Origin of the sequence: Vibrio sp. 10N.247.310.23 (assembly GCF_041467155.1) — a bacterium.
GTDB classification, from domain to species: domain Bacteria; phylum Pseudomonadota; class Gammaproteobacteria; order Enterobacterales; family Vibrionaceae; genus Vibrio; species Vibrio crassostreae_C.
Map to the genome: position 1 here is coordinate 67,862 of NZ_JBFSTZ010000003.1, position 13,156 is coordinate 81,017.

The window sequence follows — 13,156 nt, forward strand, 5'->3', positions numbered from 1 at the left end:
ACCTGTCCAAAACTCTTAAATACTTTTTATTCAACAAGTTACGTCAGAGTAATTAACTTCTCAGGCTTTACTTGGCTTTGAGTTGTAATTAAATTACAGCAAGATCTGAAAGTAAAACAATCGCCACTTTAGGTGTCAGTATTTGTGTCACCATGTCTAAATGGCTAAATATATGGTGTTTTTACGGCTAGTGACGTTGTGACTTGTATTTTGAACGGATGAGAATCCATGAATGATCAGAAGCAGACAAATGAGGATTTTATCTAAGAACAGAGTGAAACAATCCACAGCGGTAATGTTCAAAACCGATATCGCGAATGGCTTACCACCGCTTAGAGCAAGCTTCGTTGCCACATATGTGCTTTACAGAATAAGTATTTAAAAAGCTTACGAGGCGTAAGGTGTTGTGTAGAAGTCGATTAAGGAATGCGGCGCGTATCAATTTGAGAATGCTAAATCGATGTGTTTTCTATTGGGGAATGATAAGTCTAAGCGATAGAACTTGTTAGAAATAGGGTCGCTTTGAGCGCTGTAGTTGTCGTCGTGGTTACGTATGTAGAATCGAAACCTTGGCTCCTCTTGACCTTCATATTCTATATTGATGGTGACCGAATCGAACGTTGAGAGATCGAGCCCTTTATTTTGGGTCGATCTCTTAACGTACTCAATTTCACAGAAGGGTAAGCTATAGGTTTGTTCAAAGTCACGCTGTAACTTAATTCCATCTTCTGACTTATGTAATGAGCCTACGGTGCCACCATCGTGGTCTCTGTCCGTATTTACGCGCGTAGGCTATCTGTCAGGTGTGATGATGTAGTTCTTATCCATGAGCGTATTAAAAGAGATCAACGACACTAGCGTGATTGCTAGGCAAAAATACGCGCCCAGCGACAGATATATGCCTAAATAGCGTTGTTTTTGTTCGGTATTTATACGAAAGGTAACGTTTTTAAGGGGATAATAATTTAACTGTGTAAATATACAGTTATTATTTGGGTTCTTTATTTTGTGTTCCATAGGACCAAGCTTTACCTGTACAGCTAGCTACAGTGTCACTTTACTTATTGATTACATGTGTCGATAAACATTATAAGCTTTCTAATCTCAGGCGGTAACACCATTGCGACTTCAAAGCAGGCATATCAGTTAGAGAAAACAAGTAAAGAAAAACTAAGCGCAATGGGTTTAAAGTAACTCTTAGGTTTATTACCAAAGCTACCTAAGTCCAATTGAACGTAATTTCAGGGCAAACCGTGATTATGGATCTGCCAAGTATCGGTGTTGTGTACCAGCAATAAGTGTAATGAATCTATGCAAACTGAACACAAAGTACTAACTCTAGAGAGAATCGTTAAGAAGGTTTGAAAAATGTGTGTGCGAATCTACGTAAGACAGACGAACTTTATTAGCTGATGGATTTGAACGAAAGCTCAGCATGTGCAGTTGATAAAAACATTGGTCGCGTGTGTGAAATCTGAAAAAGAAACAACAGCAATGCTCACAAGAATCACACACAACGCGGCGGTTCGTTAGTGCAAACAGAGAAGTGGCAAGATAAGTTAAATCAGATGGACAAAGTTTCTCGTCAATTAGATTTGCTGAATGAAGGTTGGATTGTGTAGATGTTGGCCGCACATATAATTATTTGATTTCAAATGCGCTAAGAAAACCCTGAACGGCGCAAGAAGCGTGAGAGTCAGTTGGAACAAGGATTTTAAGGACAAAAGATGAGAATACTACCTTTAGAATTAACTACACGTATTATTAACTGCGTATTATGTACGTTATGTTAAATGGATTTTGATGTTTATAAGGCAGGTATCTTTGTGTGATGCCCTGCCTTTGTATTGTGCCGATATTCTCTAATTTATACTGTGTATTTAACCAAACTGGCTATTTACCATAAAATACCTAATAACCAGTGATAATAATCTTCGATTTTAACCCTGGTATTAGTTAGAGATTAACCGCCAGCAAATTTAACTTTGTAGCCTTTCTTTTCAAGGTGCGCTTTGATCTTGTCGCGCGCGTCACCTTGAATTTCGATGTTGCCATCTTTTACTGAGCCACCGCAGCCGCAAACTTTCTTGAGTTCTGCTGCCATTAGTTTTAATGGTGCGTCATCTAGGTCTAAGCCAGTTACGACAGAAACGCCTTTGCCTTTACGGCCTTTGGTTTCTTTTTGGATTCGAACGATACCATCGCCTTTAGGACGTTGGACTTTCTCTTCTTCAGGCTTAATGCGACCTGTTTCTGTTGAATATACTAGGCTCATAATTTACTTCTTTTGTTGCTCTGCTTTTTGTTTTGCGAGTAAGTAAGCTTCTATATGGCGTTGGATTGCAACCTTGCCGCCTTTGATTAAGCGACCGTTAAACATGCAATACCACGCATTAGGCTCACCGGTATCATTCTTGATTTGGTAGCCGTTGAAGTTTTCAGTCGAGCCACCAGTTCCTCTCGACTTATTTAATGACATGAATTCTTTTGGATCAATAATAGATGCGGTATCAATCCACCAATCAATACTCTTTTTCACGGCAGCTAGGTTGCCCTGAATAACGTTGTTTTTTAACTTAGCACGCCAAACTGTGTTGTTAGCATCTATCGATTGAAGATGGACGCTTCGGTAAATTGAATTAGCCATATCTATTAATCATCTTTCTGTTTTCACTGCATTAATCATAAGTATACTAATAATGATATCAAGCATAATATGGTAAAAACACCTGTCGAGGTATGGTAATTTGAGAAAAAAAGTCCCTATTTTAACTGACTCTGTGATAATTAATTCATTTGTTGAAAAATTAAACAGCAACGCGACAATAGAAATTATAGATGAGTTGACAGGATTTCAATACTCTCGCAATTCACTGTTGGGCATTTACAGTGATTGGAATCGCTATCATGCGTTCTGTACCAAACATCGTATTAACACACTTCCCGCATCTATAACCGCTGTTCGTCGTTTTCTTGAAACGGAGTCTAACGATAGAAAATACGCATCGCTAAAACGTTACACTGCAACGCTTAGCATGTTGCATACTGTGTTGAGCTTTGCTAACCCGATCAAGCACAGGCAAGTTCGCTTTACCCTACTCCATTTACAATCTCAAATGGCCGGTGACGCTAAACAAACCAATGCTATGACATCTGTGCATCTCACTGATTTGAATACGTTACTCTCCCATGAGAAAGCAAACCTGAAAGAGATCAGAGACATTGCTATTTATAACGTGATGTTCGAGTGTGCTTTAAAGCGCTCAGAGCTTAAGTTGTTATCGATGAGTGATGTTGAGTACGTTGAAGATCATTACCAAGTAACAGTCAAAGATTCGGCTTATCAGTTGTCACAAATAGCCAATGTTGCACTTCAACGTTGGCTTTCGTTTACTGGTATACAAGATGACTTGCCAGTATTTCGTGCGATAGACAAGCATGAGAATATTGGTTTGCAGCCTTTAGATGATTCGTCCATCTATAGGATATTGAGAAGAGCTAGCGACTTACTTCAACTGCCAGAAAATCACCATTTCTCTGGAAATTCGATTCGTGTTGGTGCTGCACAAGAGTTGTCGAAACAAGGTCTTAAGGTGAGAGATATTCAGGACTTTGGTCGTTGGCTTAGCCCGGCAATGCCAGCTCAATATGTCGGTTTCACGGGAACGGCTGATAGTGAGAAGATGAAGTTTAAGGCGTTAATACCTTGGCAATGACGGGTCGCAGATTACTTGGATATTACTATTTTGATATAAGTTATGGTTAAAACGATATTTGAAAAAACGGTTAGCGTTAAAAACAAAAAGCGCCTTGGCGAAAGCTCAAGGCACTTGTTGGTTCAGCTCTAAGTGAACGAAAACGAGTTAGAAACCTAAGAAAGGCTTGTTCTCACGCAGTTTTCTAAGAACTGGCTGAATTTGTGGCCGTCATGCTCAACCATTTTAGGGAACATGGAGATTGGCGTCATACCTGGGAAGGTGTTGACTTCGTTCAGGTAGATTTCGTTGTCTTGCGTTAAAAAGAAGTCGATACGAGACAAGTGACGAAGCTTCATCTGGGTGAAGACTTTTCGTGCGCTGTCTGCAATCAATTCACGCTGTTCGTCAGTTAAATTACTTGCTTCAACTTCAGTGATCGAGTGGCTGTCTGCACTGTACTTCTCTTCGTAAGAGTAAAATGCGCCATTCGGTGCAATCACCTCACCCGGCTTGCTGATGTGTAGCTCGCCATCGATTTCATAAGCAGCAATTTCTAGCTCTCTAGGCACCACTGATTTCTCAACCAATACTTGGTCCGAGAAAGTGAACGCCTTGTTGATAGCCTCGCTTAAATCTTCTACTTGGTTAACTTGGTAACAACCTACAGAAGAACCTTGACGAGCCGCTTTCACAAACACTTTACCCCACTTTTCAAATGCTTGAGTTGCTTGTGAGTGAGCTTGATCATTGTTGTCTGATAAGAACAGGTACGGCGTGTTTGGAATACCAAGTGCGTCGTACCAAAGCTTTGACGTGATTTTGTTAAAGCTGTTGTTGCTTGCTTCTGGACCACAACCTAGGTATGGAATTTTAGCCATTTCAAACAGTGATTGAATGTCACCTGTTTCACCTGGGAAACCGTGTATGCAAGGCACAATGAAATCGACTTTAGATGCTAAATTGTCACCGCGTAAGGTTTGGTCGTTAATATCAAGATAAACCAATTCACCTGAATCAAGACACCAGCCTTCGTTCTTAATTTCAACTCTTACAACGTTAAAATCTGCAACGCTATTAAGTTGTTCAAAAAGGTAATTGGCTGAAACTAAAGATACTTCATGCTCTGAAGATCCACCGCCGCAAAGTAGAAGGATGTTTGTGGTGTTCATGGGTAAATTCGGTCCTTGAAACTAGGAGTACTGACTTCAATGATAAACAAAAGTCGAGATAGGTACAGTGTTTTGATTGTTAAAATTGCGTTCGAAAGATCGAGCGATTAACTATTAAACAAAACAGCGAGTCTTAAAACAAAAGAAGGAGCATTTGCCCCTTCTTTATGAATCAAAACTTAGTTCAACTTGTTAAGCGTTGGGTATTCAGAGTTCTTGATGTCATCAATGCTCTTAACGAACGGCTTCAAGTTTTGGAAAGTGTTCGGCAGTGTTGAGATTGCCTTTTTAGCTTCTAAGCGTGTTGCGTAGTCACCATAAAGTACCGTGAACCACTTAGTGCCGTTAACCATTTTGTAGTTTTCCCAAACTGGTTGAGAAGTCGTAGGTAGCATTTTCACGAAAGAATCGACTTTACTTTGGCTGCCAACAGCAACAACTTGAACTGTGTAACCAAAACGTTGGTTCATGTCTTGTTGTTTCTTGGTTGGGCCTGTCACTACTGCAACTGGCTTAGCTTGAGTCGTTTGAGCGACTTTCTGTTCAACAGGTTCGGTTCTGATAACGTTGACAACATTTTCTTCAACAACGCTTGTTTGCTCAGATTGAGATACAACTGGAGCTTCAACTTTTGCCGTTTTGTACTCTTCTTGATAACTATCTGAAGTGACATTGGTAACGTAGTCGTCAGATACACACGCAGCCAAGAGCAGTGGCAAAGTCACAATTGCAAATTTTTTCATGGAAAGCTCTATATCCTTAATAATAATTACTATAAATCATGCCGATACGTCGGTTTAGAATCAAGTTAACTTTGGGATTATACACCATTAGTGGGTGACCTATTTCACAAACTTTATGCAGTGTTTGCTTATTCATCTGAATTCGGTGAATTTGCCATCAACCTGTGAGTGCAAAGTAAGTTACGATGAAGTTACGTGCATTGCTAGGATATGTCTATGAATCATCTTGATCCCCTACTTAAACCCCGTTCAATCGCTGTTGTTGGTGCTTCTCAACGAGAAACACGCGCAGGATATATTGTTATGAACAATTTGTTGCATGGGGATTTTAAAGGTGCGGTGATGCCGGTTACGCCGAAATATGATTCAGTGGCCGGTGTGCTTTCTTACAAGAACATTTTGTCGTTACCGATTGTTCCTGACCTCGCAATCTTGTGTACCAATGCGACCCGTAATGTCGCTATTTTTGAAGAACTGGCTGAGAAAGGTATAGCCTCTGTCATTGTGCTTTCTTCAGACATGCAGCAAGAAAGCGATAATGGTGAGACGTATGATGAACGATGCCTAGCGATTGCCAAAAAGCACAACATTCGAGTGTTGGGTTCCAATAGTTTGGGGGTGATTGTTCCTTGGTTAAATTTGAACGCCTCATTCTCTCCAGTGACAGCATTACCCGGTAAGATCGCCTTTGTTTCTCAGTCGGCAGCTGTGTGTACCACTATTCTCGATTGGGCTAATGACAAAGAGATCGGTTTTTCGGCGTTTATCTCTATAGGCAATGGTAGCGATATCGAATTCTCGGAGTTATTGGATTATCTCAGTACCGACTCTCACACCGAAGCGATATTGCTTTATGTAGACAGCATTACTGATGCGAGGCGCTTTATTTCTGCAGCGCGTGCGGCTTCGCGTAACCGACGAATTTTGGTGTTGAAAGGCGGTCGAACGGCGAAAGGCAGAGCCGCAGCAATGGCTCACACTGGCGGTGCCGACACATTAGATATTATTTATGATTCCGCAATCCGACGCAGCGGCATGCTACGAGTTAAGAACTTACATGAACTGTTTGCTGCGGTAGAAACACTGACTCATTCAGTACCATTGCGAGGCGAGCGCTTGGCTATTGTTACTAATGGTGGCGGCCCTGCGATTATGGCTGTGGACACCCTATTTGACCGCGGTGGTAAGCTCGCAGAGTTTTCAGAAGAGACACTTGATAAGTTGAACAAGGTTTTGCCATCGAGTTGGTCTCATAGCAATCCTATCGATATTGTCGGCGACGCTGGTGATCAACGTTATATCGACACTATAAACATCTTACTCGATGGCGATGAAGCAGACGCGATTCTTATCATGCACAGCCCTTCAGCGGTCGCACATTCCGCTAAAACGGCAGAACGAATTATTGAAGCGATTAAGAAGCACCCTCGCCACAAGCGCTTTAACATCCTGACGAATTGGTCTGGTGAGCTAACAGCAAGGCCCGCACGAAAGCTGTTTACCGAAGCGGGTTTCCCAACTTATCGGACCCCTGAAAGCTCTGTGGTCGCATTCATGCACTTAGTCGAGTACAGACGTAACCAACGTCAGTTAATGGAAACGCCGACCACTGCAGAAAAAGTACACATTGAAGATCTAGCAGATGCGAAAGGTTGGATAGAAAGAAAACTACTGGATAAAGATACAGTTAGCCTTGATACTCACCAAAACAGTCAGTTTTTCAAGAGCTTCAACCTCGATGTGTTACCAACTTGGATCGCTTCTGACCCAAGTGAAGCGGTACACATCGCTGAAACGATCGGTTATCCCGTCGCAGTAAAATTACGTTCGCCGGATATTGCACATAAGTCAGACGTACAAGGCGTGATGCTCAATTTGCGAAACAGCAGTGAAGTTGCCAATGCGGCTCAGGCAATTCTCGATCGTTCTCAATTATCCTTCCCTACAGCAAACATCCACGGCTTGTTAATTCAAGGTATGGCTAAGCTCGCGGGCGGCCAAGAGTTGCGTATTAAGGTTACAACAGACGAAACCTTCGGCCCAATCATATTACTTGGACAAGGTGGTTCGGAGTGGGATGAGTCGATTGATGCCGCAGCTGCTTTTCCACCGCTCAACATGACACTGGCGCGTTACTTGATTATTCGAGCGATAAAAAGCGGCAAGATTCGTCTACAAAAACTCCCTAACCCCATCGATATAGAAGGTTTGTCTGAGTTATTGGTACGTATATCGCAAATGGTAGTGGATTGCCCTGAAATACATGATTTGGATATCCATCCAGTACTGGCCAATGGTGACAAGTTCACGATATTAGATGCCGATATCATCTTGAAAGCGTACGAAGGCGATCCACAGGAACGTCTTGCGATTCGCCCTTATCCGGTCGAGCTTGAAGAACGTATCCAGCTAAAAGATGGAACCGAAGTGTTGTTACGCCCTATTCTTCCCGAAGATGAACCGCTTCATGCTGACTTCATTAACCGTGTGTCTAAGGAAGATCTCTATAAGCGTTTCTTTAGTGATGTCGGTGAATTCAATCATGAGGCGTTGGCGAATTTCACTCAGATTGATTTCGATAGAGAAATCGCCTTTGTGGTCGTTCGCGAGGAACAAGGCGTTCCAGCGATCATCGGCGTGTCCCGTGCGCTGATTAACCCTGAGAACACAGACGCCGAATTCGCAATATTGATTCGTTCTGACCTTAAAGGTGTTGGTCTAGGTCGCATTCTTATGACCAAGGTTATCGATTACTGCCGTGCGAAGCAGACCAAGCAGATGTCGGGTATGACGATGCCAACCAATAGAGGGATGCTGACACTAGCTCAAAAGCTCGGTTTTAAGCTAGATATCAGTTTTGAAGATGGTACTGCAGATATGGTGTTACCGTTACTTTAACGCCCATGTCTTTTTAAGATGTTGGATACACCAAGACTTGGCGTCGCCCATTTTGTTGCGTCGCCAAGCCATAACAATATCGATCGGTTGTGGTTCTGTACCGGAGATCTGCTGTAGTACGCCAGATTCAATCAAAGGTTTAGCGACACTATTCGGTAAGGTGCCAATCCCTAGTCCTGATGTCAAAGCCTCTACTTTCGCAGGAAAGCTTGTCACGGTTAAACGTGGCTGTTTCTCTAGAATATTGATGCTTAGTGCTGGCTGATCGCGTGCGGTGTCTGCAATGGCAATAACCCTGTAACTTTCTCTCACCTTCTGATCGAATTCACCAGAACGCTTGTGAACATAGTGGCTTGATGCCGCGACCCACACCATCTCCATTTTACCAATTGCGTCACTTTTCATATCGTTTGGAATTGTATCGAGCTTAGGGCATACCAATAAGTCAGCACGACCATCTGTGAGAGATTCCCAACAACCCGCTAAGATTTCCTCTTGCAAACGAACGCGTGTTTTACTGATTTTTCCTAGTTCATCTACCAGTGGGAAAAAGTTAGCAATCGGGATAATGCCATCAAAGGCGATGGTCAAATCGAGCTCCCAACCATTGGCTAGAATGCTTGCCTCGTTAACAAGACGTTCTGTAGCTCCAAGAATGATTCTACCTTGCTCAAGTATCAACTGACCCGCTTCCGTGAAATTTGCACGGTGGCCTGAGCGGTCAAAAATCATGATGTCTAGATCTTGTTCAAGCTTCTGTATTTGATAGCTGAGTGATGAAGGCGCTCTGTCCATTTCATTGGCCGCGGCGGCGAAACTTCCACGTCGGTCGATGGCGTCTAGGATGTGTAACGCTTCAAGTGTTATTGGACTATGCATAGCTTTCCTACTTTATAAATGAGACTTGAATCACAAAAACAGAAGCATTCAGACTGTGAATGGAACTGTAAAAGTCTTTTTAATACAGATATTTAAGAGTATTAATTATGAGTTAGTTGATAAAATTGAAAATTATTTAAATGCAAATAATAGTAATTATCATTTAGATCCAATATTATATTTCGCAAATCAAGATAATACTATGGAACTAAGGTAACTATCAGATGTATAAGCAATCCCTGCTCTCTGCTTCAATCGTTTTAGCGCTTTCATCAACATCAGCCTTTGCTGAAGATTATGCCCTATTTGACGAGGTTGTTGTATCTTCGACTCGTACTAATCAACAACTTGAAGATGTTGCTGCGTCGGTAACTGTGATTAACGATAAAGATATCGAAAAAAACATGGTTACGGATGTAGAAGACTTATTTAAGTACACACCAGGTGTCACGGTGACGACGAATTCTCGCCAAGGGATTCAAGGTATTAACATTCGTGGTATGGAAGGTAACCGAGTAAAGGTTATCGTTGATGGAGTATCACAAACTAGCCAATTTACTCCAAGTGGTACTCAGTCATATAACTTCATTAACTCTTCACGCATTGATGTCGATACGGATATGTTGAAGTCTGTCGAGATTGTTAAAGGTGCGGCTTCTTCTCTGTATGGTTCTGACGCGATTGGTGGTATTGCTGCGTTCGAAACAAAAGACCCGAGTGACTTTTTAAAAGACAAAGACTTCGGTGGCCACGCGAAGTTCAACTACTCTTCATCTGATAATACCTTTAGCGAATCGGTTGCTTTAGCAAATCGTATTGGCGACCTAGAAACGTTAGTTGCTTATACTCGCAGAGACGGTGAGCAAACTGATAACTTTGGTACACCTGATGAGCAAGATACTCAGAACAACAACTTGTTGGTTAAGCTTCAGTACCAATTAAACGAACAACACCGTTTAGAGTTTTCTGGTAACTTCATTGAGAATTCTGGTGATACCGATTTAAATAGTGCAAGTTACACCGACTACACTGGCGAAGACACAACTAGCCAACAGCAAATCGGTATCAAACATATTTGGGATGCTGACCTAGCGTTTGCAGATACTATTACTTGGCAAGCTGACTGGCTGAGCAAAGAAGAGAATGGCGTAACTAATCGTACTTCTAATGGCGGTATGTTCCTACCTCCGGCAGGTAATGTTCAGAAAAAGGACTATATCTACGAGGATGAAGGTTATCAATTTGATGTGCAATTCGATAAGTTCTTCATGACGGGTAATGTAGAAAACTACTTTATCTATGGCGCTTCATATTCGGACAAAGACATTAAAAACGTTAATAACGAATATAACTCCATCAGCGCAGACCAAGTTATTTTCTACATCCCTGCCGCATCTGAAAGAAAATATGGATTCTTTGCTCAAAATGAAATGACGATCGGAAATTGGATGATTACTCCGGGTGTTCGTTTTGATGGTTTTGAAACTGATCCAGGTGATACAAGTCAAAACCCAAGTGGTAACCCAGAAGAGTCTTATGCAAAATATTCAGACTCAGCTGTTACCGGACGTTTGGGTACAACTTACACGCTTAATGATGAAAATAAGATCTTCGGTCAAATCAGCCAAGGCTTTAGAGCTCCTGATTTCCAAGAGCTTTACTACTCATTTGGTAATCCTGCTCACGGTTATTTGAATGCCCCTAACCCTGACTTAGAAGCTGAAGAAAGTATTTCATACGAGTTAGGTTGGCGTCATAACACAAATTATTCATCAAGCGAAATCGCTATCTTCTACAGCGATTATGATAACTTTATTGATAACGTAGCAGTTAGTGGCTCAGCCACTCCGGCCGATCCAACAATATATCAGAATGTAAACATTGATGAAGCCGTAATTAAAGGTATCGAAGCGTCAAATACACAGTCTTGGAATAGCTTCATGCCAGTGAAAGGTGTTAGTACTCGTGTTTCTGCAACGTATACTGAAGGTGAAGATGGCGAAGGTAATCCTCTTAACAGTGTAAACCCTTGGAACGCTGTCGTTGGTTTTAACTATGATGCTCCTTCAGCACTATGGGGTACATCACTTAACATAAGCTACACAGCAGGTAAGAAGTCTAGTGATATCAACAGCGATGGTTTGAATGATGAAATTCTACCAATTGATTCAGCAACTGTAGTTGACCTAACAGCATACTACTTGCCGATGAAGGATCTTACGCTTAGAGCAGGTCTCTTCAACGTTACGGATGAAGAGTACTACTCGTGGAATGACGTTCGTGGATTCTCACAAGAAGATAAAGATTACACGCAAGCAGGTCGTAACTGGTCAATTACAGCTAAATACGAATTCTAATTCGTTAAAAAACTGAATTGCAGATACTAAAAAGCCAGCTAAATGCTGGCTTTTATTATTTCACTAAAAAATTGTATAAAAAAGGTAATAAGTGAAATTACTTCTCTGCCATCTCTTTTTTAACCATTACTGCAGCAGCAACGATGAAAGTGATGATTAGGCCTAGTTCCATGATTAACTCCAAAGAAAATTAACATTAAACATATAATTCGCGAGCATAATAACACAGCGGATACAGAATGATACTTTTTAACCACTAATTTACTTTTTATTCGATTAAGATCAAAAAAGATGCCCGAAAGCATCTTTTAATTTTTGAATCATTCACGAAACCACTAGGTTAACCAGGGAATCCATTCGGGTTTGTTGACTGCCAGCGCCATGTATCTTCGGTCATTTCAGCCAATGTGCGGCTTGCATTCCAGCCCAGTTCTTTCTGAGCTTTAGCTGGATCTGCCCAACACTCTGCGATGTCACCAGGACGGCGTTCAACTAGCTTGTAAGGGATCTCTTTACCGCTTGCTTGTTCGAATGCTTTAACCATGTCTAACACACTTGAACCGTTACCCGTACCAAGGTTGTAGATATGAAGACCGTCTTTGCACCCTACTTTCTCAAGCGCTGCGATGTGGCCATCAGACAGATCCATTACGTGGATGTAATCGCGAACGCCAGTCCCGTCTTTTGTTGGATAATCGCTACCAAATACAGATAGGAATTCACGGCGGCCCACTGCTACTTGAGAGACAAATGGCATTAGGTTATTTGGGATACCTTGCGGGTCTTCACCTAGCTCACCACTTGGATGTGAACCTACAGGGTTAAAGTAACGCAGCAGTGTAATGCTCCAATCAGGATTGGCTTTTTGGAAATCGGTTAAACACTCTTCAACGATTAGTTTACTACGACCATATGGGTTGGTAGCGCTTGTTGGGAAGTCTTCAGTAATTGGCACACTTGCAGGATCACCGTATACCGTTGCTGAAGAGCTAAATACCAAGGTTTTTACACCCGCATCACGCATTGCATCAACAAGAACTAAAGTGCCGTTTACGTTGTTGTCGTAGTATTCAAGAGGCTTTTCCACAGACTCTCCGACGGCTTTCAGACCAGCAAAATGGATAACCGCTTCGATGTTGTGTTGCTTCATAGTTTCAGTCAAAAGCGCTTTATCACGAACGTCACCTTCAATGAAGTTGGGACGAACGCCCGAGACTTTTTCGATGCGCTCTAGAACGCTTGGTTTGCTGTTGTACAAGCTATCAAAAAGTACAGGTGTCATACCTGCGTTGATCATCTGGATACTTGTATGGCTACCAATGTAACCCATGCCACCTGTAACTAAAACATTCATGCTTAGCAGACCTTTTAATTAAAAATATTCAACCTATCACTTATGATACAACAACTTA

General features: G+C 41.8%; 9 protein-coding genes and 1 pseudogene. 3 read left to right on the plus strand and 7 right to left on the minus strand.

All coding sequences use genetic code 11. The features are described from left to right. Positions 1 to 441: 441 nt before the first annotated feature. The 3 genes and pseudogenes from AB6D93_RS03090 to AB6D93_RS03100 all read right to left on the minus strand — a co-directional run. Positions 442 to 933 (minus strand): annotated as a pseudogene (locus AB6D93_RS03090) (GGDEF domain-containing protein); the annotation flags it as partial. A 1,030-nt stretch (positions 934 to 1,963) separates the two neighbouring features. Beyond that, the gene (gene yciH, locus AB6D93_RS03095) at positions 1,964 to 2,275 is read right to left on the minus strand and encodes a stress response translation initiation inhibitor YciH (protein WP_008221404.1); all 312 of its coding nucleotides are present in this window, start codon (positions 2,273 to 2,275) and stop codon (positions 1,964 to 1,966) included. Positions 2,276 to 2,278: 3 nt separating this feature from the next. Further along, the gene (locus tag AB6D93_RS03100) at positions 2,279 to 2,647 is read right to left on the minus strand and encodes a DUF3319 domain-containing protein (protein ID WP_017060095.1); all 369 of its coding nucleotides are present in this window, start codon (positions 2,645 to 2,647) and stop codon (positions 2,279 to 2,281) included. A 100-nt stretch (positions 2,648 to 2,747) separates the two neighbouring features. Here AB6D93_RS03100 and AB6D93_RS03105 point away from each other — a divergent pair, with 100 nt between their 5' ends. Continuing rightward, positions 2,748 to 3,716 carry a tyrosine-type recombinase/integrase gene (locus AB6D93_RS03105; RefSeq protein ID WP_102333618.1) on the plus strand — a complete coding sequence of 323 codons (969 nt, stop codon included), beginning with the start codon at positions 2,748 to 2,750 and terminating at the stop codon, positions 3,714 to 3,716. Positions 3,717 to 3,871: 155 nt separating this feature from the next. Here AB6D93_RS03105 and AB6D93_RS03110 read toward each other — a convergent pair whose 3' ends face one another. Together AB6D93_RS03110 and AB6D93_RS03115 are read right to left on the minus strand one after the other, a co-directional pair. Then, a complete protein-coding gene (locus AB6D93_RS03110; RefSeq protein WP_017064584.1) occupies positions 3,872 to 4,867 on the minus strand; it encodes a D-alanine--D-alanine ligase in 996 nt (331 codons plus the stop codon). Between the two features lie 179 nt (positions 4,868 to 5,046). Then, positions 5,047 to 5,610 carry an SPOR domain-containing protein gene (locus AB6D93_RS03115; RefSeq protein WP_017069919.1) on the minus strand — a complete coding sequence of 188 codons (564 nt, stop codon included), beginning with the start codon at positions 5,608 to 5,610 and terminating at the stop codon, positions 5,047 to 5,049. Positions 5,611 to 5,826: 216 nt separating this feature from the next. On the opposite strand from AB6D93_RS03115, the gene AB6D93_RS03120 reads away from it, so the two are divergent. After that, the gene (locus AB6D93_RS03120) at positions 5,827 to 8,508 is read left to right on the plus strand and encodes a bifunctional acetate--CoA ligase family protein/GNAT family N-acetyltransferase (RefSeq protein WP_017069918.1); all 2,682 of its coding nucleotides are present in this window, start codon (positions 5,827 to 5,829) and stop codon (positions 8,506 to 8,508) included. Here the strand turns inward: AB6D93_RS03120 and AB6D93_RS03125 are convergent. Then, entirely contained in the window at positions 8,500 to 9,387 is an 888-nt protein-coding gene (locus AB6D93_RS03125; RefSeq protein WP_102333619.1) for a LysR family transcriptional regulator, read from the minus strand. The genes AB6D93_RS03120 and AB6D93_RS03125 overlap by 9 nt on opposite strands. Positions 9,388 to 9,611: 224 nt before the next feature. Here AB6D93_RS03125 and AB6D93_RS03130 point away from each other — a divergent pair, with 224 nt between their 5' ends. Continuing rightward, on the plus strand, positions 9,612 to 11,744 hold the full coding sequence (locus AB6D93_RS03130) for a TonB-dependent hemoglobin/transferrin/lactoferrin family receptor (RefSeq protein WP_017060089.1): 2,133 nt from the start codon (positions 9,612 to 9,614) through the stop codon (positions 11,742 to 11,744). A 340-nt stretch (positions 11,745 to 12,084) separates the two neighbouring features. On the opposite strand, the gene galE is transcribed toward AB6D93_RS03130, so the two are convergent. Continuing rightward, complete coding sequence (gene galE / locus AB6D93_RS03135; protein WP_102333620.1) at positions 12,085 to 13,098, minus strand: UDP-glucose 4-epimerase GalE; 1,014 nt, start codon at positions 13,096 to 13,098, stop codon at positions 12,085 to 12,087. Positions 13,099 to 13,156 lie beyond the last annotated feature (58 nt).